Genomic DNA, 20,902 nt, shown 5'->3' with positions numbered 1-20,902 from the left:
CAGATCTTATCATTTTTTTCGAATTCCTCGCATGTTATAATCTCGCGAAGAGGTGAGTAAGATGAAGCTTCCCGCCATTGCAATTATACTGTTTTGTATGCTAGCCGGAGCATTGTGCTTTGCTTCGGACGGCGCCTACGATGATCTTACTCTCTTCATCCAGCAGGTTGTGGATTCTGGTGACATAGATACGCTTTTGAAGGTGCATTTTCATCTGGTAGATACCGAGTCTCCCGATAATGGGTATAATGATCTCGAAATGAAGGTAAGGCTTATCATAGCTGGTGGCGAAGATCTCTATATAGAGTTTTTCGAGCCGGAAGAGTTGAGTCAGATAGCTCTTGTATATCTTTCAAGGGAAGAAGTGACTTTTAGTGTCGTTAGGGAGGAGGCTTGGAAGCAATACAGATCAAGTTATCAGACTAATCTGATGAGCAGCCTTCTCGATCAGTTCTTCGAAGGTCTTCTCCAGTCTTCCAACTTCACCTGGAGTGTTATAACGGAAGAAGAAAGACGAGTTTACATGATCGATCCGTCCGAACAGAGATTAAGGTTGCTCGGACTTCTCAGCGGAGGGGGCTATCTCCCTAATCTCATGCATATTCACGTCTCCTTTTTGAGGAGAGAGGGCCACTTCCCGAAGATTGAGTATGTGAAGATAACCGATAGAGTCGGTGACGAGTATCTTCTCTTGGAGGTTGACGAATTCAAGACAGTGGTGGACAGATCTATCTTCACCGATCTTAGAGGCAAGTATTACGAGACTTTTCAGAAGTAATCGCTCTTGATCCGTGTAAGTATTCTCGGTATGTCGATATCGAGATCTCTGTCGTAGGGTTTTGTCGTCACGGTGAAGTCCTTGAGTTTTACGTAAAGGCTCTTTGTAACTCTTATTTCGCCCCTGATAAGCAGATAGCAGCCTCTGTAAATTTCCGCGAATACCCTTTTCGATTCTCTTTCATCGAAACGAATGTCAAAGATTTCTTCGGTTTCTCCCCCACTCCTGTATACGCATATCCTCACCTTGAAGAATCCGCCCCGCGCAGTCGATTCCGGGTCCGTAGTGGCTTGCCCGTATATTGTTATCTCGTTGAATGAAAGGGACAGATCAATTCACCTCAACTAGCCGCCAGGAGTTTCAATGGGCGGAATATGTTATCATCTTCTTGTTGAAAAACGGAGGTAGCCATGAGTGAAAAACCACGAGTAGCTTTGATAGCTCACGACAAGAAAAAGATCGATCTGATAATGTTCGTCAGAGAGCACGTCGATGTCTTCAGAGAGTGCACCCTTTTTGCAACCAGCACTACGGGCAATATCCTCAGGGAGAAAGTCAAATTGGAGCTCACTTCATTCAAGTCCGGCCCGCTGGGTGGTGACCTCCAGATAGGCGCTCTCATCGCCAATGACGAGATAGACTTCGTCATCTTTTTAAGAGATCCGCTCACCGCACAACCCCATGAGCCTGATGTGAGCGCCCTTCTAAGAGTGTGTGATGTTCATAACAAACCGTTAGCAACTAACCTCGCGACGGCAGAAGCCCTGGTAATGGAGATCAGAAGGTTTCTCAAGCTTTCTGATATCGGGGAGGAATAGTATATTTCCCGGAAATATCGAGTATTCTCCGAATTTCCTCTCTATTTCCAGCACGGTTTCGAGCAGTTCTCTTTCCTTTTCAAATAGGGATAGCTGTCTTTGATTTTTCTTTTCACTAAGGGCCCAACAGGATATTCCGATAGCTCTGACGGCCGTTCCGTTCCAGATTGAACTAATAAGCCACGGGGTGATCTCCGTCATGTCTTTGATCGAGGATATCGTGAAGTTCAGCCTCTTTGAAAGAGCCTTTGAACTCCTGTCAGCATATCTTAGGAACAGGCTGACCCCTGAGCTTTCCATCTTGTATCTTCCAAGTCTGTAGATTACCCTTGCCGACAGGAAGTTTGTTACTCTCACGATAAGATCGAAATCATTAATATCACCCGATAGCGTCATAGAATGACCCACGGACTTCGGTCTCTCTTCTTTGAAAAACTCCTTCCTTGAAAACCGGTTTTTAGTAAGGCTTTGCAGAAATCCCATGAAGGCATTTCCAAACATCGTGTACAGATCCATGGGAGACTTTTCCAACCCTTCCAAAAGCTCACCTGTCATTTTGTATCCCATGGATTCGAGCTTTATCAACGTGTGCTTTCCGATTCCCGGAACGTCCTTTACGGGTATCTCATTCAGGAACTCTCTTTCCATGCCGTCTTTGACCACTACGAATCCGTTTGGCTTGGAGTAATCACTGGCGATTTTAGATATGATCGGATTTACCGAGATTCCAACCGAGGCGGTTATTCCGAATCTCTCCTTCAAATCTCTCTTAAAGGAAATGAATCTGTTAATCGACTCCTCCAGTTTAGTGTGAAAGCTGAGATCTATGTAAGCCTCGTCTACGCTCGCAACCATAACTCTGGGTGATACAGAGGTCATCATTTTCATTATCTCTTTCGATATATAACCGTACTTCTTTGACTGCACTCCCACGGCTATAAGATCGGGACAGAGCTTCAGGGCTTCGAAAAAGGCCATACCCGATTTAACGCCAAGTCTCTTTGCCTCGTAACTCGCCGAAGTCACAACGGAATGCCGCTTTCCAATCCCTGTTACGGCGATCGGTTTACCTTTAAGAGTCGGATTTGCCGCCTGCTCTATACTTGCGAAAAACGCGTCCATATCTATGTGCGATACGTAAGGAATTCCTTTCAAAGCAATCACCCTCCAAGAAGATAGCTGTACCATTTCTTCGCATCTTCGTCAAATTCAAGATTGTAAGCTCCAAGTGTGGTCATTACTGAGAAATGATAGATTTTCTGAGTCCCCACGGCCTCCACCCAGAAGGAGGTAACGGCATTCACAACTATTTTTATACCATCGTAACTGAACCTTACCGGCACAAAATAATCTCCGTGAAAGTATACAAGCACCTTCGTGAGCTTCTTATAGGCTTTCATAAATATCACCACTTAGATATTAGGTATAAATTATTATAACAGATGAATTTCTAGAAAGGCAAGTGTTTATTCGATTATTTTTCCTGAAGTTCTATCGGGGCTTTACAGCAGGAAGATAGACCCTTTTTCTCTCTGCGGTTGAAGGAGAGGGCAACTGTCTTCTTACAAACGGAACACACCCATCTGTGTACCGGAAGTCCCTCGTACTCGGCTACGATATCGAAATCTAGCTCTTCAGCCAGTTTCTTGAATTCCGGTGAACCGTGTGAGAAATCCCTATCGTTTGTCATCAGGTAGAAGTGCGACAACTCGTGCAACAGGGTCTTTTTGAGAAGCTCTTCGTTTTCCGAGATAGAAGAAGAAATCTCAATCCTTAGCGGAGTAAGCGTTCCCCGATTCCTCGAGTAAACTAGTCTCCCGAGAATTCTCTTCAATCTGGAGTTGAAGGAAAAGGGAATGTCTGGAAAGACCCCGAAAGCCTTCAAAGAGAGTTCTCTAGCCTTGGTTGCCAGATTCCTATTTGCTGAATCCATTCTGTCTCCTTTCAATGCCGTCGATTGTGGAGAAAATCAAGAGCTAAGCTGCGGAAGACGATATTACATAAAAACATAGGAGCGATGATCACCGCCCCTATGCTAGAACTATCATTATTTCGCCTGCGTCTATGTTATCTCCCTTTCTGACCCTCACTTCTTTGACGGTACCCGAGTTCTCTGAAAGTATGCTGTTCTCCATTTTCATTGCTTCGAGAATCACTACTTTCTGCCCTGGAGAGACTGAATCTCCTGTCGAAACGAGTACCTCGATGATCGTGCCCGACATCGGCGACAGTATATTGATTTCGTCTTCCGATCCACTGGATTCTTTGGCTGGCCCGACCGGTTTCGGAGCTTCCTCGACTCTCGCTTCCTGCCTGGGCCGAGTTGCAGATTCGACCTTTTGGCGTGTGTCGGGTTCCTGAATTGCTCCGCCCGAACCAGAATCGTTTACAGAAGAAAGCTCTTCAATCTCGACGTTATATTCTTTGCCGTTAACTTTCACTATGAATCTTCTCAATTCCTGCTCCTCCTCACTTTCCAGTAGACGGTTGGTTCACGACGTTTCCAAAGCGAAGCTGCCGCAACGGGAACGGAGGCAACGCTTCTGACTTTGAAGTTGCTATGACCCATGAATGAAGTTACTGCTGCAGTTATTGCGGCGATGACTTCTCCTTCATCGCCGTCTTGTTTCTCCGGCCCTCCGGATATATTTGTGGGGACTGGTTTTGGAACGAGGGCCTTCACTACGTTGGTCTGTTCCTTCGATAGCAGACGACCGAGAATGTTGAAAATCACATAAAGCATTGCCAGCGCCAGGAATACGATTCCTATGCCTATTATGGTAATCTGAACATATTCCTCCATCAAACACACCTCATAGCGGTATATTACCGTGTTTCTTTGACGGTCTTCCTTCGACTTTTGTATCCAGCGTTTCCAAAGCTTTTATTATCTCGATTCTGGTGACGGCCGGATCAATTACTGATTCGATATAGCCTCTCCCGGCTGCCACAAAGGGATTTGCAAATTTCTCCTTGTACTCGGTAATCTTCTCCTGTCGAGTCTTTTCCGGCTGTTCTGAAGCGTTGATTTCTCTCTTGAAGATGATATTCGCTGCGCCCTCAGGCCCCATGACCGCAATTTCAGCTCCAGGCCAGGCGTAGACGATGTCGGCGCCAAGATGCTGACTTCCCATGGCTATGTAAGCTCCGCCATAGGCCTTCCTCAGGATCAATGTGATCTTGGGAACGGACGCCTCGCTGTAGGAGTAGAGTAGTTTCGCCCCGTGACGGATTATCCCGCCATGCTCCTGAGAGACTCCGGGGAGGAATCCCGGCGTGTCCACGAAGGTTATTATCGGAATGTTGAAGGCATCCAGGAATCTTATGAATCTGGCAGCTTTGTCGGAGGCGTTTATGTCTAAAGAGCCTGCAAAGACAGACGGTTGGTTCGCCACTACTCCCACAGACCTGCCACCGATTCTCGCAAATCCAATTACCATGTTCTTAGCGTATTGCTCGTGCACTTCAAGGAACCGGCCTTCGTCTACAGCGAGTGAGATCACCCTTTTCACGTCATATGACTGCTTTGGGTTTTCGGGGACGATATCCCGGAGTTCTTCAATAGGGTTGCCAGGAATCGACTCGGTTTTTGACGGCTCTTCGGCGTTGTTCTGAGGAAGATAATCCAGCAACGTCTTGACTAGCAGCATCGCTTTCTCATCGTCTGAGGCCAAAAAGTGAGCGTTTCCGCTCTTGGAGTTGTGCACCAGAGCTCCTCCCAATTCCTCCATCGAAGTATCCTCGCCGGTTACTGCCTTGATCACCTGAGGACCTGTGATAAACATCTGGGAGGTCTTGTCCGTCATTACTATGAAGTCTGTTATCGCAGGTGAGTACACTGCTCCTCCTGCGCACGGTCCACAGACGACGGTTATCTGCGGAATGACCCCCGAAGAAAGAGTGTTTCTGTGGAAGATCCCTCCGTAGCCGAATAGTGAATCAACGCCTTCCTGAATTCTCGCTCCACCGGAGTCATTTATCCCAACGATTGGGATGCCGAGTTTCATGGCCATATCCTGAACCTTCATAATCTTCTTTGCATGCATCTCCCCCAGAGAGCCGCCCTGTACGGTGAAGTCTTGAGAGAAGATTGCGATCTTTCTCCCGTTTACCGTTCCGATTCCAGTAACAACTCCATCTGCTGGGAACTCCTTATCTGCGAGTCCAAAACTCGTTGCCCTGTGCCTTACAAATCGGTCGAATTCCTCGAAGCTACCTTCATCGCAGAGAATATCTATTCTCTCTCTTGCACTGAGCTTGCCCGCCTCATGCTGTTTTTCGATCTTTTCTTGGCCGCCGCCAAGGATAATCTTATCGTTCTTCTCGAAAAACTCTTCAAGTCTACCGGCCATATCTATCACCCCCTCAGTGATGTCCCTCAACGAGTTCCATCAGAACTCCTCCTGTGCTCTTTGGATGGAGGAAGACTATCTTTGTTCCACCGGCTCCCGACTCAGGCTCTCTTGAGAGAGGTTTGAGTTCCAGTGAAACAGCCTCTTCAATTGCGGCTTCAACATCGTCAACACGGAAGGCGATGTGGTGAATGCCTTCTCCTCTGCTTTCCAGGAACTTGGATATCTGACTATTCTCAGATAGCGGTTCCAGAAGTTCGATCCTTGTGTCGCCAACCTTTATGAAGGCAACCTTCAGCCCTCGCTCAGGAAGCTCTTCGATACCAGTGACTTCGAGTTTCAGAAGATCTCTGTAAACGGAAAGCCTCTCTTCGATCGATTTAACGACTATGCCAATGTGGTCTATCCTATTGGATTTCAATCTGATTACCTCCCGATATTCTCAAGAAGATACCTTATTAGTTCTTCAAGTTTATCATTTTCGGCGTAGTGTTCCTTTATTATCTGGTACGCGCTGTTCAAGTTATTGTAAAGGTTACGCTTGTTTCGCCTTGCTGACAGTCTTCCGGAGTTCGCGAAGTCGGCAAGCACCTCCTCTATCTTTTTGAAGAGTTCCTTCAGGCCACTGCCCTTAATCGAGTCGGTTTTCAGAACCGGCAATCGCTTTCCAGAAAGTTCGAGAATAGCTTTTGTTCTGGAGGCAAGTTGTTCGGCTCCCTGGAGGTCGCTCTTGTTAATGACAAATATGTCGCCAATTTCCATAATACCGGCTTTCATGGTCTGAACGTCGTCACCTAGGCCAGGAGCAAGAACCAGAAGGACTATGTCGGCAAGGTTTGCTATATCGGTTTCCGATTGGCCTGCTCCGACTGTTTCAACGTAGATCCGATCGTACCCGCTCCTGCCCAGAAATTCGACTGCGTTGTAAATAGAAGGACTAAGTCCACCGACATTTCCTCGACTGGCCATTGATCTCACAAAGATCCTTGGATCCTCGGTAGCCCGTCTCATTCTGATTCTGTCACCAAGAAAGGCACCACCGGTGAATGGGCTAGACGGATCGATGGCGATAACGGCAGTGGCCTTTTCCTCGGCACTAATGCACACAAGGCGGTCGGTGAGAGAAGACTTGCCGGCCCCCGGACTTCCAGTTATGCCTATCACGCAGTAGTCGCGTTCGGGCAGCTCCCCAATCATCTCCCTCGCTGAATGTGTATTGTTTTCAATTAAGCTCAAAGATTTTGAGACACTTAGCTGGTCAATCTTAGCCGGTTCCATCGATTTCATTTCTTAACCGTTTCCTCTATCTTCTCGATTATCGATTTCAGAGAGGTCCCTGGTCCAAACACTTCAAGAATTCCCGCCCTTCTAAGCTCTTCGGCATCTTCCGATGGTATTATGCCTCCAACAAAGAGAGGTTTGTCCCCGATTCCGGCTCCTTTCATAAGCTCCAGCACCTTTCTGCAAATTCTCATATGGGCCCCGGAAAGTATAGACAGTCCAATTACGTCAACGTCTTCCTGCAAAGCAGCTTTTACTACGGATTCAGGAGACTGTCTAAGGCCTGTGTAGATGACTTCCATTCCCGCATCCCTGAGTGCCATGGCGACTACTTTTGCTCCCCTGTCATGTCCGTCAAGCCCCGGCTTTGCCACGAGTACCTTTATCTTGTTCATCATGTTCACCTCTCTCTAAAGAATCACGGCTTCGGTGTATTCACCGAAGATTTCTCTAAGAGCGTTTGCGATTTCTCCCAGAGTTGCATATGCCCTTACCGCATCGATTATTATGGGCATGAGGTTATCGCTTCCCTGAGCTGCTTTCTTGAGTTTCTCAAGATGGTTCCGGACTTCGCCGCCATCCCGCTTCTTTCTCAGCTCCTCGAGTTTCTTTCTTTGCAGGTCTTCTATAGCCGGGTCAAGTCTCAAGATGTCTCTCTCTTGTTCCTCATCGGCGGCAAATTCATTAAGGCCTACAACTATGTGATCCTTGTTTTCGATCGCAACCTGGTATCTGTAGGCGCTGTCGAGGATTTCCTTCTGCACAAAGCCCGTTCTGATGGCCTCGACCATTCCTCCCAGATCGTCGATCTTCTGAATGTAGTCAAGAGCCTTCTCTTCCATTGTGTTTGTAAGCTCTTCAATGAAGTAAGCGCCACCCAATGGATCGACTGTGTCCGTAACACCTGTTTCAGAGGCAATTATTTGCTGTGTTCTCAAGGCGATAGTCACTGAATCCTCCGTTGGAAGGCCAAGAGCTTCATCATAAGAGTTCGTATGAAGCGACTGTGTTCCTCCAAGAACAGCAGCCAGAGCTTGAAATGCGACCCTTACTATGTTATTCATTGGTTGCTGCGCCGTAAGCGTCGAACCACCGGTCTGAGTATGGAATCTCAGCATCATTGCCTTTTCATCAGTCACGCCGAACCTCTCTTTCATTATCTTAGCCCACAGTCTTCTTGCGGCTCTGAACTTGGCTATCTCTTCGAGGAAACCATTGTGGGAGTTGAAGAAGAATGAGAGTCTCTTCCCGAAAACGTTGGGGTCAAGGCCGGCCTCTCTTGCTGCCTGAACGTATGCTATTCCGTCAGCAAGAGTGAAAGCGATCTCCTGAACGGAATTTGCTCCGGCCTCTCTTATGTGGTACCCGCTGATGCTTATTGTGTTGAAATCTGGGAGGTTCTTGGAGCAGTACTCAAAGATATCTGTAATAAGTCTCATAGATGAATCGGGCGGGAAAATATAAGTTCCTCTTGCTATGTACTCCTTCAGAATGTCGTTCTGGATCGTGCCGGTAAGCTTCGAGGCTTCGACACCCTGTTTTTCGCCCACGGCTATGTACATCGCAAGGAGAATCGCAGCGGTGGAGTTTATTGTCATGGATGTGCTGACCTTTTCGAGGGGGATTCCATCAAACAGCGTCTCCATATCCTCCAGCGAATCTATCGCAACTCCAACCCTTCCAACCTCTCCTTCGGACATCGGATCATCCGAGTCGTAGCCGATTTGGGTGGGGAGGTCGAAGGCAACGGAAAGCCCTGTCTGCCCCTGAGATAGGAGGTATCTGTACCTTCTGTTGGATTCTTCGGCAGTCCCGAACCCTGCATACTGTCTCATGGTCCATAGACGGCCCCGATACATCGTCGGCTGAACTCCCCGGGTGAAAGGATATTGACCTGGAAAACCAACCTTCTCTTCGTATTCTTCCTTCTCAGGTGGTGTGTACAGAATCTCAACCTTCTGATCGAAGGAAGTCTTGAACTCCTTCTTCCTTTCGGGGAATTTCTTGAGAAGAGGCATCACTTTCTTCTTCTGCCACTCGTCTTTGAGTTTCTGAAGTCTCTCGCAATTGCTCACAAAATCTCCTCCATTCATGAAGTCTGTATATGATGATTTGAAGATAGATCAATTATCGTTTGCAGTCAAACTCTACCATTTACGATTATAACCGTCCTGAACGTCTTTGTGAGTCGAACTTCCTATACTCACGGCCTTAGGCTATAATTGGTGAGGAGGTGGCTTCATGAATTTAGATAGATTGACGGACGTTGTCTTTGTTCCCGGCATGACCGGACGAGAAGAGATGATTCGAGCCAAGATAATCGAGATGATTCCCGAAGGTGTGGAGGCTTCGATCGACGATCTCGGGAACGTAATTGTTGAGGTCGGCAGCGGGGATACGATTATCGCTTTCGCCGCCCACATGGATGAGATAGGCCTGCTTGTGACCGGCGTTAATGAAGATGGGACTCTCAACTTCAAGAAGATCGGTGGGATAGCAGACGAACTTCTCGTCGGCAGACACCTGGACGTGATAACATCTTCAGGTGAGTCGATAGATGGTGTAATCGGGATGACACCTCCGCATCTTCGGGAGAAGCCAGACCTTTCCTGGCAGAGTCTCGTGATAGATGTGGGAACCTCATCAAAAGAGGAAACCGAGAGTCTAGGAATAGAAGTACTCGACTATGCCGTTTTCAGAAAACAGATCTCTATTCTCAACGACAAGTACGTATCCGTAAGGTCTTTGGACGATAGATCCGGTTGCCTTGCTCTCCTCGATCTGTTAGATATGCTTTCTGAGGTTAACCTAAATAGAAGGATAGTGCTTGCCTGGACTGTTCAGGAAGAGATTGGGTTGATTGGATCTAGAGCCCTTTCAGAACGCTTGAGGCCCAACCTATTCTTTCCCGTTGATTCCTTTGCCTGCTGCTCAAGACTTACGGGTAATGTAAGACCGGGGAACGGAGCCGTACTCAGGATGTCTGACACCTCCTCTCTGGGAGATTACGGTCTCGGAAAGCGTTTGATGGAATTTGCGAAGGAGAGGGAGATACCTCTCCAGGTCGGGGTAACCGGAGGCGGCACCGATGGGATTCCCTTCCAGCAGAAGGGAATCAAAATGGTTCCCCTGGCGCTTGCCGTTAGGTACTTACATTCAGAGACGGAGTACATTTCGATCGAGGATTACGACAATCTACTGAGATTGATGTTTCTTCTTTCCACAGAGCTCACAGTCTGATGATCGGTTCTGAGTCTATCAGGAAGTGGCTCGTTTCCTCAGGAGTCCTCCACAGAGTCGGAAAACCGAGCCGCTATATCGGCAAGGAACTCAATCGCGTAGTGAAGAATCCCGAAGGACGGCTGAGAATCCTTCTTGCTTTTCCAGATACATACGAAGTTGGAATGTCTCACTTGGGACTTAAGATATTATATAAGGAGCTCAACGAAATCGAGGGTTTTCTTGCGGAGAGAACTTACCTTCCATGGAAAGACATGATCGGCCAGATGAGGAGCGCAGGAGTCCCTCTGTACTCTCTAGAGACTTATACTCCGGCTTCAGATTTCGATATACTCGGTCTGACTCTTCAATATGAACTCGGATACACTAACGTCCTCGCTCTTCTAGATCTTGCAGGTATTCCCGTTCTTCAGAAAGAGAGAACGATCGAGCCGATAGTACTTGGAGGCGGACCGTGTTCGACAAACCCCGAGCCAATGGCAGACTACTTCGATGCCTTTGTTATTGGAGACGGAGAGGCCGTAACTCCGGTTGTCTGCAAGGCAGTGAAGGAAAATATCGACTTGCTTATATCGGGGAGAAGGGGAGAGCTCCTCAGAATTCTGTCTGAGATTGAGGGGGTCTATGTTCCCTCGCTGGGGAAGAAAGAGGTAGTCAAGGCCGTGATTTCCGACCTATCCAGCTATGAGATTGACGGCAAGCCCATCGTCCCTTATATGAAAACTGTACACGACAGGGCTGTTATGGAGGTAATGCGAGGCTGTAATCGGGGCTGTAGATTCTGCCAGGCAGGTATGATCTATAGACCTGTCAGAGAGCGAGCTGTAGAGGAACTCAAAAAATCTGTGGAGAGAGTCCTGGGAGCTACGGGTTATGAAGAAGTTTCCTTTCTCTCGTTGTCCACTATGGATCACTCCTCGATCGATGTTCTGACAGAAGAGGTTCTTCCTTTGCTCGAACCCGAGAGAGTTGCACTTTCCTTGCCCAGCACCAGGATAGACTCCTTTGGAGTTGAGATAGCTTCAAAGATTGCTTCGATAAGGAAAACGGGTTTGACTTTCGCCCCCGAAGCCGGTTCTCAAAGACTTAGAAACGTGATTAACAAGAACGTTTCGGAAGACGATCTTATGTCTGCAGTGAAGGCGGCAAGAGACAGCGGCTGGCAGAGAGTGAAGCTGTATTTCATGATAGGGCTTCCCACAGAAACAGATGAAGATTTGCAGGAGATTGTTAGGCTCGCGAGACGTGTTAAAGCGGTCGGTTTCAGAGAGGTCTCAGTTTCTGCGGCTATCTTTATTCCAAAGCCACATACTCCGTTCCAGTTCTCTGAACAGATAAACAGAGAGGAAGCAGAGAGAAAACTTCGTATTCTCAGAAGGGTTTCCGGAAGAGGAATCCAGTTCAGCAGCCATGATCCTTCGAGCAGTACGGTCGAGGGAGTTCTAAGCAGAGGAGACAGAAAGGTCGGTGAAGCAGTATTTAGGGCTTACAGATCGGGAGCGATCTTCGATGAATGGAATGAAGAGTTCGATGCCTCATTGTGGCAGCAGGCCTTTGCAGATGCTGGAATAGATGTTGAAAGTTATATGAAAGGATTCACCCTTGAAGAGGATCTTCCCTGGGAACACATTTCAGTTGGTATTTCGAAGCAGTTTCTCATTGATGAATTCGAGAAAGCACTGAGAGGAGAAACTACAGACGATTGCAGATGGGAAGGTTGTACCGGCTGTGCAGTTTGCCAAACCCTAAACGTCGCTAATGTGCTTCACAGAGTTTGAGGGCGCTCATTTTTGATGCCTCTGTGATGTCGCCCGCTCCAAGGAAGAGTATTACTGCGTCTCTCTTCTTTTCTAGCCATTCGAGTATCTCGGTGTAGTTTACCGCATGGACCGCCGGAACTCCGTAGCTGCTGAGACCCTTCAGAACTTCGGTCTCATCTATCGCATACTCCCCCTTCTCATAAGCTTCGTAGAGCTTGTAAACACAGACTTCACTGGCATCCTTGAGTGACATTGCGAAACGACCGTTTTCTCTGACCAGTCTGGAGTATCTATGAGGTTGGAAGACGACGATAACGTTCTTCCCGGGGAAGAATTCTCGAGCACCTCTAATTGTGCTGCTTATTTCATCTGGAGTATGTGCGTAGTCGTCAAAGAAAAAAAGGTTCCTGAAATCATCGAGACCTCTGAATGTGAACCTTCTGTCGACAGATCTGTAAGACTCTATAGAGCTTCGGATCGACTCAATTGGGACTCCCATTTCATGAGTTAGGGCAACGGCTGCTGTGGCGTTGTAAGCGTTGTACTCGCCCGGGATCATCAGTTTGAAAATGCCGAGATCTGTATCGCCTTTCCAGCATCTGAAAGTCTGATTCATTATTCCTGTTGTCCTATCCGAAAAGCGATAATGCCCTCTGTCTCTCCCGAAAGTGAGACTTCCCTTGAATATCCTTTCGGAGACGGGGTCATCGGCATTTGTCACGAGTAACTTACAGACACCTCTGGAGAAGTATCTGAAGTGGCTTTTGAGATTGTCAAATGAATTATCATAGTGTTCGAGATGGTCGCCCCGAACGTTGGTGATAATCGCATAGTCCGGCTTGAAGGAAGCAAAGAAGCCATCGCTTTCGTCTAGCTCAGTAACTGTAATACCATTTCCTTTTCTGTAGTTCCCATCGTTCAAGAGAGGGTTGATTCCCCCCAAAAAGACGGTGGGGTCCCTTCCCGAGTCGACAAGTATTTTGGATACCATAGCGGTAGTGGTAGTCTTCCCGTCGGTTCCCGTTACGCAGAGAGAGGTGTTTCTTGAAAGAAGGCTTTTAAGCAGTTCCATTCGATATATCGTTGGAATACTCTTCGAAATCGCCTTGACCAGTTCGGGATTGCCCTGTTTTATAGCCGTTGTTCTTACAACGATATCAGGACTTTCAAGGTTTTCATAGGAATGACCAATGAAAACACTCACGCCCTTCGACCGAAGGTAATCTACTCTTTCATTCTCTTCATAGTTCGATCCGTTAACCTGGTCACCCTCAGATGCTAAGTGCATTGCCAGAGCGCTCATGCCAATTCCGCCAATGCCAATAAAGTGATATTTCAAATCGATTCCTCCCGGAGTATATTATCCAACACAATCTCAACTGGTCTTCTTGGAGGTTTGTAACTGATTTCCTTTTGCAACATTTCGTCTATTGCAATGCTCAAAGCTGCGGAGGTCAATTTCTCTTCCAGTATAACATAACCCAGTCCAACTCTTTCCAGAGAGAGCGCGTTATGAAATTGGTGATTTTCAGATGCGCCGGGCCACGGAATAATTATACCCTTTCTTCCGAAATACTGTAGCTCTGCGATAGTGGTTGCCCCACCTCTTGACACGACAAGATCCGCACAGGCTATTACATCTGTAAGGTTCTCTATATAAGCGTAAGGACGTACAAATGGAAATCTTCGTAGTGATAGGGCCGTCTCATCGTTACCTGTCGAGTGAACAAAGGACAATTCCTTCTTTCTCTCTCTCATTTCACAGTAAAGCTCCTCAAATACCTTGTTTATGGTCTCTGATCCAAGACTTCCACCTAATACGACAATGAGTGGACTTTTCTCTGAAAGACTGAATTTCTTGAAGACTTCGCTTCTCGAGGCTCTTGCTTCCCTTACCGGGTTTCCCGAAGACACGATCTTCTCTTGGGGAATATCAAGAGCCTCCCTGCTTTCCTCAAAAGAGATGAAGAAAAGCCTTGCGTACTTGGCGAGCCTCTTGTTTGCGATTCCGACTACGGAGTTTTGTTCGTGAATGAAAACCGGTATCTCAAGTTGATGAGCGGCCTTCACAACTGGGTAGGATACATAGCCTCCCGTTGAGAAAAGAAAATCGGGAGAGAATTCGCTCAGCTGCCTCTTCACGTAGCGTTCAGTATTGAAGTGCGAGAAAAGTATTCCGGCATTTGCCGGATTGTAGAGTGGCCTTCTCAGGCCTGTCAGCCTAAGAGGTACTCTCTTAGCCCCGGGGAAGTCTTGTTCGACGTTCCTGTCGTCGATCTTTCCTGAGACTGTGAAATACAGCAGATCGAGCTCTCTAGATTTGCTAAGCTCATGCAAAATGGCAACGGCGGGATAGTAGTGGCCGCCGGTGCCTCCCCCGCAGAAAGCTACCCTAAGCTTCTTCATCTTCTCTTTCCCTTTCTTCGTTAGACTCTATTAGTATAGAGAAGACAAGACCGTATCCTATCATCAGAGACATCATCGAGGAACCGCCCGCGCTAACGAATGGAAGCGTGACACCTGTTGGAGGAAAGAGTCCAAGATTGACTGCAATATTGATTGTAGCCTGAATCATCACGTATAGTGCAAACCCAACTATGTAAAGCTTCCCCTCGAGAGCAGTGGAGCCCTTCAGGCCAGCAACTATTAATTCCCTTATGAACCCCACATATGCGAACATCAGCAAGAGAAGACCTAACAGGCCAAGTTCCTCTCCAATGACGGCGAATATGAAGTCGGAGTAGCTAACCGGCAGGTAATACTTGACAAGCCCCATTCCCAACCCTTTTCCGGTGAGGCCCCCGGATGAAATCGCCATCAGCGAATATGAGACCTGCTCATGTTCCTCACCGGTAATCGAAGTAAGGAAAGAGGTTATTCTTTGAATCTGATAATCCTCTATAAACCCTCCGCTGTACAGAACAAGCACCAGTATAACCACAAAGAGCAACGCAAGCGCAATGTAGCGCAGCTTTATTCCTCCGATTATCATCATAACAAGAGTGATCGCAACCAGTATCCCAGTTGTGGAGAGGTCGGGTTCTATAAACACGAGCATAGCGATTGGCGCGAGGATTCCCAGCGGAATCAAGAACGTCGTCACCAAGTTCCTTTTCTTCAACCCTCCGAAATATCTAGCTAGAACTATCAGCAGGGAGATCTTCGAAAATTCCGAAATTTGGAGCGAGAAACTTCCGATATCTATCCACCTGTTTGAGCCGCCCCTATCGGGAAAGAAGAGAACTGCGACAAGCAGTAAAAGTGTAAGCGGGTAATAAACCGTGAAGGCCCTCTTAAAATGCCAGGAGCCTTTCATGTAGATGATTATCAGCGCGCCGGCCAGACCTATTGCAAAAGCTATCAACTGCGTCTCAAGGAACTCCGAAGCAGTCACTCCCGGATGTCTTGCCTCCATACTTATTCCGGCACTGTAAATGAACACAAATCCAAAGATAATAAAGACGCTACTATACAGTGCCAGTAACAGATACGTTCTCTTCATGACTACTCCAATGCGCTGACTATCTCTCTGAAATGATTTCCTCTTTCTCCATAGTTCTTGTAAAGATCAAAGCTTGAACCGGCCGGACTCAGCACTACGCTATCGCCTGAGAGTGCTAACCTTCTGCAAATACCAACTGCTTCTGCCATGTTTCCTGCAATGCATAACGGTATTCCTCTCATTTGAAGTTTAGCAGATAATATCTTCATTGAGTTTCCCAGCATAACCACGTGCTTAAGTTGACCAAGCTGTTCGATCAACTCGATGTATGTCTCATCCTTCTCCTGACCCCCGAGAATCAGAATTGTTTTCGATAGTTCGAAATTCCTCAGAGCGGCACTGACTGCGTGGGCGTTGGTCGCCTTCGAATCGTCGTAGTACTTGACTCCTTCAAACTCTCTTACCAGCTGAAGTCTATGGGAGAGAAATGAATAGCTTCTCAGCTCTTCAAAAACATCTTCTGCAGACAGCCCAATGAGTCGTGAGATCATGAGAACTACAAGAGAATTTTCATAGTTGTGTAGTCCGGTGAACGGAAGGGATGAAGTCTCAAACGGCACTCCCGCTACCATTAAATGTTCCCTGTCGAAGCAGTTGTCTGCTTCGCAGGAAGTAGAGAAAGGCATGAGCTTGCAGTTGGCAAGATTCTCCTTTTGACTGTCTGCTACAGCCTTCGGCAGTAGAGTGAAACCCTCAGTCATTCTTGCAATTCTCAACTTCGACTTGAAGTAATCGTCAATGCTCCTGTGATAGTCTAGATGGTCCTCTCCTAGGTTTATTATAGCGGACAGGTGGAACCGTATTTTTTCCTCTGCAAACCATCTTAGCTGAAAGGAGCTAACCTCCAGAATATAGTAATCAAAGTCGTCTTTCACTCCTGCAAGAGGGTTTCCGAGGTTCCCGCCCTGAAAGACCTTCTTATTCTTTCCGGAGATAATGTGATTCAGCATCGTTACGGTTGTCGACTTTCCATTTGTTCCGGTTACGCCAATGACCGTCCCTCTTGGTTTTGACCACAGTCGGTCAAGGGAGATTTCGAGTTCTGTAGTGAAGAGCTTTCCAGAGTCAATTATCCTTTTGCCGACATCGGAAAAGGGCGATATACCGGGTGAAACCACGAAAGCATCGCAGCTGAACAACCTTTCCGTATGTCCGCCTTCTTCATACTCCACTAGATTCTCTTTCAGTATTCTCTTTCCTTCATCCCCAATATTACCGTTGTCGGAGACGAACAAAGAGAAAGGATCTTTATCTTCTACTAACCTTCTCAGGAGCGTCTGATTTGAGACGCCAAATCCCACAAGACCGATTCTTCCTTCAAGCAAACTATTCACCTACCATGAGAGCAGACCGAAGACTGCACCAATAAAAGCGATCAATGAAAACCTGAAAGCGATTTTGCTTTCCTTCCAATTGAGCAGTTCGAAGTGATGATGTATTGGAGACATCCTGAACACTCTCTTCCCGAAGACTTTGAATGAAAACACCTGAATAATCACGCTAAACATCTCTACGAGGAACATCATACCGAAAAAGAGAAGGAAGCCTTCCCGTCCGTCCAATGCGAACATCACGGCTATCATTGCTCCGAGAGAAATCGACCCTGTGTCGCCCATAAAAACCGTGGCGGGAAACCAGTTGTGCCACAGAAATCCTGCCAGTGCACCGCAAATCGGTGCGATTATCCCATTCTGCCAAACTGGAAGAAGCATCATTGGAGCCAGCGAGAATATGTACATAGAACCTGCCAGCCCGTCTACCCCGTCAGCAAGGTTAACTGCATTGCTCATTCCGGCAATTACCACGGTCGATATTGGATAGTAGGCAAGGCCAAAATCTATCTCTCCTAAAAGTGGAAACGCCATGTGAGTATGTGGATTGATAACCTGAATGACCAAGACCATGGCTGATGCAAAAGCCAATTGAAGCAACAACTTCTTCTTGCCACTCAAACCGGATGCGTTCTTCTTAACGATCTTAGAGACATCGTCTACGAGACCTATCAGGCCAAATAAAACGCCCGTAAGAACAACCAGCAAAACCTCTATCCTAAAGGCAAATATGACGGAAATTGCAAGAGCAATAGGAAGAAAGACAATTCCGGCGGCTGTTGGTGTTCCCGTTTTATAATTATGGAGGTCCGGTCCTTCTTCTCGAATGTACTGGCCTATTTTCTTCTTCCTTTGAAATCTCTTGAAAGGCTCAATGACAATAGCTGCCAGCAGAAATGCCAGGAGAAAGGAAAGGGCTTCCCTATGCATTTCTCATCATCTCGACAAACGCTTTGTGCACTCTTTCCAGGGCTACTGCCCTTGAAGCCTTGAGAAAAACCAGGTCCCCTTTTCTTACGTTCTCGAATAGCCATTCGGCTAACTGTTCAACACTGTCAGTAATTAGCGAGGGTTCTACATACTTCGATGCAGCCTCAATCGCTTTGTCATGATTGAAAAGAATCGTAATATCGAACTTCCCCAGCAATCTGCCAAGCTTTTCATGAGTATTAGCTTCTTCTTCGCCCTGCTCCAGTATAGAGCCCGCTACAGCGATTTTTCGGGAGTAACTGAGCTTCTCAATAGAGACAATTGCCGACTCCCAAGATTCGAGGCTGCTGTTGTAGAAATCGCTGATCAGAGTTATTCCATGAAGGTGTTCGACGCTGAAACGATCTCTGAATGGAGACTTGTAATCGCTCAGGAAGATTGAAGGTTCTTCGAGGCCTTCAAAGTTAGCCACAAGGTAAGCGGCCCCCAGATCCATCAACTGTCCAAGACTCCAGATACCTTTAAGTCGGACGAATCTATCGCCTTCGCAGTCGAAATGAAGCAAAGTCTCGCCACTGCCGTAAGAGAAGTCTACTATGGAAAAGTCTGCGTCATTCCTTCCAAAGAGACGAGTTTCAACAGGCATATCGGCGGCGAATTTCCTCAATCTTTCGTCGGTTCCGCCCAAAACAGCTCTGGAGAGCTTTCCTGATTCGAAGATTGACAACTTCTCTTCAAGCAGTTCATCGATTCCTCCAAAGTTTCCAACGTGTGCCGTGCCGACATTTAGAAGAACGCAAAGATTGGGTTCAACAAGATCCACAAGTCTTCTTATGTCTCCTTTGGCATTGGTACCTAGTTCAAAAACCCCATATTTAGCCGATAGCAGCTCCCTCCTGTTTTCGAGTAAGGAGAGAGGCAAGCCTATCTCTGTGTTGAGATTGCCGGCCGTTTTGAAGGTCTTTCCAAGCTGTGAAAGAAGAAAGGCTGTGATTTCCTTCGTCGTGGTCTTTCCGTTGGAGCCGGTTATGGCTATTCTGCTCTTGAGGTGCGAGCGCGATATGACTTCCTTAGCCGCTTCCATAAGAAGCTCAACCGTATCATGAACCGTAATCACTCTAGGATCCGCGCACGGTCTGTTCGAAAAAACGCGAGTCGCGCCAGCAGATAATGCGTCTTCAACGAAATCATTTCCATCGGCTATATCTCCCTTTATTGCGACGAAGACGTCTCCGGCAGACACCTTTCTGGAATCGAGAGCAATTCGACTATCTTCCGAGTAACTCAAGAGTTCTTCAATTACCGATGTTGGAATCACTTCTTGATGTGCCTCCGAAACTTACTTTCTAGAATATCTTTTACGACCTGTTTGTCGTTGAAGGGGATCTTCCTGTCACGCAGAAGCTGGAAGTCTTCGTGACCACGTCCTGCTATCAAGACCATATCCTGGCGGTTTGCTAGGGTGAGAGCAACCGATATAGCTTCCCGTCTATCGGGAATGACGAGATAAGGTTTGAACTTGTCTACTCCGCTCTCGAGATCGCTAAGAATCTCGGTGGGATCATCGAGTTTCGGATCGTCAGAAGTGAGTATAACCACATCGCTGAACTTCGAAGATACTTCTGCCATCAGCGGTCGCTTCCCCTTATCGGCCGACCCGCCGGCACCAAATACCAGGATTAGTCTTCCGGGAGTCAGTCTTCTCGCTGTCTTAAGAAGCTTCTCAAGAGCATCTGGCGTATGGGCAAAGTCTATTACCACATCGAAGCCATATTTGGTAGCCTCCTCAACAAACTCGAATCGCCCCGGTACCCCTCCAAAGGAAGAAATGGCTTTAGCGATGTGGTCGAGGTCGTAATTCAGTGAGTTTAGAGTTGCTACTGCTGCTGCAATATTGTAAGCATTATGTTCGCCGATCAATCTCGAATATATTCTATGGGAAGAACCGTATGGAGTCTGTATGGTGAAGTCCATCCCCGTCCTCGATATATCGAGATTCTCGATTCTGTAATCTGATTCATCGCCAAATCCGTAGGTTGTTATCCTGTTTCTGGCTATATGGATATCTGCAATGTTTATCTTGTCTCCATTTACAATGGCGATTCCATTAGTCTTCAACAACGAGAACAGTCTCATCTTTGATCTATAGTAATCATCGAAAGTCGGGTGGAAATCTAGATGATCTCTCGTAACATTGCTGATTATCCCGACATCGAAACGCATACCTTCGACCCTGTTCATCGAAAGAGAGTGTGATGAGACCTCCATAATGAAGTATTCACTCTTCTTCTCCGCCGACAGTTGGAGAAGCTTAGCAAGTTCTATAGGTCCCGGAGTGGTGTTCTTTGGATTTGAGTAAATGCTCTCGCCAACCACATTTCTAACGGTGCCAATTAAAGATGCCTTTCTCTCAAAGGAAGAGAGAACGTGATAGATGAGAGTTGTAATTGTTGTTTTCCCGTTTGTGCCAGTTACACCGATAGTAGTGAGTTTTCTGTAAGGATGGCTGTGCTCCTCCATGGTAAGTAGTGCTTCAACAAGACGAGAACTCTTCACGTAAACAATCGGAACGACGACTTCTTCGTCTTCAATCGGCAGCTCCGCTATCAGAGCGACTGCGCCCCTTCTCTGAAGCTCCCTCACAACCAGGTGTGAATCAAAGCTCGAACCCTTAATGCATACAAAGAGGTTTCTCTCTCTAAGAACACGTGAGTCACTCTCGATATGATCAAATTCCGGATCTGTATTGCCGGGATTCACAACCTGAAGAACACTGTTACCGAGGAGTTCTATGACCTGAGATAACCTCATTGATCACACCCCTTTCGCTCTTAAAGATTGTATCACCGGTCTCTGAAGTTGACAACAGAGGCGGCATATGGTAACATTTATTAGCAGTCTATGGGAGGG

22 protein-coding genes are annotated in these 20,902 nt (G+C 47.1%); 4 read left to right on the top strand and 18 right to left on the bottom strand.

What is annotated here, in order from left to right; genetic code table 11:
- The first annotated feature begins 61 nt into the window (after window positions 1–61).
- Window positions 62–778 (top strand): hypothetical protein, encoded by a 717-nt coding sequence (locus V512_RS04160; protein WP_099829199.1) that lies wholly within the window; start codon window positions 62–64, stop codon window positions 776–778.
- Here the strand turns inward: V512_RS04160 and V512_RS04155 are convergent.
- The gene (locus V512_RS04155) at window positions 769–1,023 is read right to left on the bottom strand and encodes a hypothetical protein (RefSeq protein WP_243392249.1); all 255 of its coding nucleotides are present in this window, start codon (window positions 1,021–1,023) and stop codon (window positions 769–771) included. The genes V512_RS04160 and V512_RS04155 overlap by 10 nt on opposite strands.
- Before the next feature lie 165 nt (window positions 1,024–1,188).
- Here V512_RS04155 and V512_RS04150 point away from each other — a divergent pair, with 165 nt between their 5' ends.
- The gene (locus V512_RS04150) at window positions 1,189–1,596 is read left to right on the top strand and encodes a methylglyoxal synthase (RefSeq protein WP_099829198.1); all 408 of its coding nucleotides are present in this window, start codon (window positions 1,189–1,191) and stop codon (window positions 1,594–1,596) included.
- Here V512_RS04150 and V512_RS04145 read toward each other — a convergent pair.
- From V512_RS04145 to V512_RS04100, 10 genes are all read right to left on the bottom strand, one after another.
- On the bottom strand, window positions 1,513–2,760 hold the full coding sequence (locus V512_RS04145; protein ID WP_243392252.1) for a DNA polymerase IV: 1,248 nt from the start codon (window positions 2,758–2,760) through the stop codon (window positions 1,513–1,515). The genes V512_RS04150 and V512_RS04145 overlap by 84 nt on opposite strands.
- Window positions 2,757–2,996: a hypothetical protein gene (locus V512_RS04140; RefSeq protein ID WP_243392248.1), complete on the bottom strand. Its 240-nt coding sequence runs from the start codon at window positions 2,994–2,996 to the stop codon at window positions 2,757–2,759. The genes V512_RS04145 and V512_RS04140 overlap by 4 nt, the downstream gene beginning before the upstream one ends.
- 74 nt (window positions 2,997–3,070) lie before the next feature.
- Window positions 3,071–3,529 (bottom strand): SprT-like domain-containing protein, encoded by a 459-nt coding sequence (locus tag V512_RS04135; RefSeq protein WP_099829196.1) that lies wholly within the window; start codon window positions 3,527–3,529, stop codon window positions 3,071–3,073.
- A gap of 97 nt (window positions 3,530–3,626) precedes the next feature.
- Entirely contained in the window at window positions 3,627–4,052 is a 426-nt protein-coding gene (locus V512_RS04130; protein WP_099829195.1) for a biotin/lipoyl-containing protein, read from the bottom strand.
- Window positions 4,049–4,399, bottom strand: coding sequence for an OadG family protein (locus V512_RS04125; RefSeq protein WP_099829194.1), 351 nt, complete (start codon window positions 4,397–4,399; stop codon window positions 4,049–4,051). Before V512_RS04125 ends, V512_RS04130 begins: the two co-directional genes overlap by 4 nt.
- Before the next feature lie 10 nt (window positions 4,400–4,409).
- On the bottom strand, window positions 4,410–5,948 hold the full coding sequence (locus V512_RS04120; RefSeq protein ID WP_099829193.1) for a carboxyl transferase domain-containing protein: 1,539 nt from the start codon (window positions 5,946–5,948) through the stop codon (window positions 4,410–4,412).
- A gap of 13 nt (window positions 5,949–5,961) precedes the next feature.
- Window positions 5,962–6,369: a methylmalonyl-CoA epimerase gene (gene mce / locus V512_RS04115; RefSeq protein WP_099829192.1), complete on the bottom strand. Its 408-nt coding sequence runs from the start codon at window positions 6,367–6,369 to the stop codon at window positions 5,962–5,964.
- A 5-nt stretch (window positions 6,370–6,374) separates the two neighbouring features.
- Window positions 6,375–7,235, bottom strand: a complete 861-nt coding sequence (meaB, locus tag V512_RS04110) for a methylmalonyl Co-A mutase-associated GTPase MeaB (protein ID WP_099829191.1) — start codon at window positions 7,233–7,235, stop codon at window positions 6,375–6,377.
- A complete protein-coding gene (locus V512_RS04105) occupies window positions 7,232–7,627 on the bottom strand; it encodes a cobalamin B12-binding domain-containing protein (RefSeq protein ID WP_099829190.1) in 396 nt (131 codons plus the stop codon). Before V512_RS04105 ends, meaB begins: the two co-directional genes overlap by 4 nt.
- Before the next feature lie 12 nt (window positions 7,628–7,639).
- Window positions 7,640–9,304: a methylmalonyl-CoA mutase family protein gene (locus V512_RS04100; RefSeq protein WP_099829189.1), complete on the bottom strand. Its 1,665-nt coding sequence runs from the start codon at window positions 9,302–9,304 to the stop codon at window positions 7,640–7,642.
- 166 nt (window positions 9,305–9,470) lie between these two features.
- Here V512_RS04100 and V512_RS04095 point away from each other — a divergent pair, with 166 nt between their 5' ends.
- Together V512_RS04095 and V512_RS04090 are read left to right on the top strand one after the other, a co-directional pair.
- Complete coding sequence (locus V512_RS04095) at window positions 9,471–10,469, top strand: M20/M25/M40 family metallo-hydrolase (protein ID WP_099829188.1); 999 nt, start codon at window positions 9,471–9,473, stop codon at window positions 10,467–10,469.
- Complete coding sequence (locus V512_RS04090) at window positions 10,469–12,247, top strand: TIGR03960 family B12-binding radical SAM protein (RefSeq protein ID WP_099829187.1); 1,779 nt, start codon at window positions 10,469–10,471, stop codon at window positions 12,245–12,247. The genes V512_RS04095 and V512_RS04090 overlap by 1 nt, the downstream gene beginning before the upstream one ends.
- Here the strand turns inward: V512_RS04090 and murC are convergent.
- Genes murC through V512_RS04055 form a run of 7 tightly spaced genes read right to left on the bottom strand, consistent with a single transcriptional unit; the run spans window position 12,225 to window position 20,803 of the window.
- On the bottom strand, window positions 12,225–13,568 hold the full coding sequence (gene murC / locus V512_RS04085) for a UDP-N-acetylmuramate--L-alanine ligase (protein WP_099829186.1): 1,344 nt from the start codon (window positions 13,566–13,568) through the stop codon (window positions 12,225–12,227). The two genes, V512_RS04090 and murC, sit on opposite strands and share 23 nt — an antisense overlap.
- Complete coding sequence (locus V512_RS04080) at window positions 13,565–14,635, bottom strand: UDP-N-acetylglucosamine--N-acetylmuramyl-(pentapeptide) pyrophosphoryl-undecaprenol N-acetylglucosamine transferase (protein ID WP_099829185.1); 1,071 nt, start codon at window positions 14,633–14,635, stop codon at window positions 13,565–13,567. The genes murC and V512_RS04080 overlap by 4 nt, the downstream gene beginning before the upstream one ends.
- Complete coding sequence (locus V512_RS04075; RefSeq protein WP_099829184.1) at window positions 14,622–15,731, bottom strand: FtsW/RodA/SpoVE family cell cycle protein; 1,110 nt, start codon at window positions 15,729–15,731, stop codon at window positions 14,622–14,624. Before V512_RS04075 ends, V512_RS04080 begins: the two co-directional genes overlap by 14 nt.
- A 2-nt stretch (window positions 15,732–15,733) precedes the next feature.
- On the bottom strand, window positions 15,734–17,065 hold the full coding sequence (murD, locus tag V512_RS04070) for a UDP-N-acetylmuramoyl-L-alanine--D-glutamate ligase (RefSeq protein ID WP_243392246.1): 1,332 nt from the start codon (window positions 17,063–17,065) through the stop codon (window positions 15,734–15,736).
- Window positions 17,066–17,992 (bottom strand): phospho-N-acetylmuramoyl-pentapeptide-transferase, encoded by a 927-nt coding sequence (locus V512_RS04065; RefSeq protein WP_099829182.1) that lies wholly within the window; start codon window positions 17,990–17,992, stop codon window positions 17,066–17,068.
- Window positions 17,985–19,310 (bottom strand): UDP-N-acetylmuramoyl-tripeptide--D-alanyl-D-alanine ligase, encoded by a 1,326-nt coding sequence (gene murF, locus V512_RS04060; protein WP_099829181.1) that lies wholly within the window; start codon window positions 19,308–19,310, stop codon window positions 17,985–17,987. The genes V512_RS04065 and murF overlap by 8 nt, the downstream gene beginning before the upstream one ends.
- Window positions 19,307–20,803 (bottom strand): UDP-N-acetylmuramoyl-L-alanyl-D-glutamate--2,6-diaminopimelate ligase, encoded by a 1,497-nt coding sequence (locus V512_RS04055; protein WP_099829180.1) that lies wholly within the window; start codon window positions 20,801–20,803, stop codon window positions 19,307–19,309. The genes murF and V512_RS04055 overlap by 4 nt, the downstream gene beginning before the upstream one ends.
- Window positions 20,804–20,902 lie beyond the last annotated feature (99 nt).

It is taken from the genome of Mesotoga sp. Brook.08.105.5.1 (assembly GCF_002752635.1).
GTDB lineage: Bacteria > Thermotogota > Thermotogae > Petrotogales > Kosmotogaceae > Mesotoga.
Note: the sequence above shows the minus strand (reverse complement) of the source record. Positions and strands in the feature narration are given on the sequence as shown.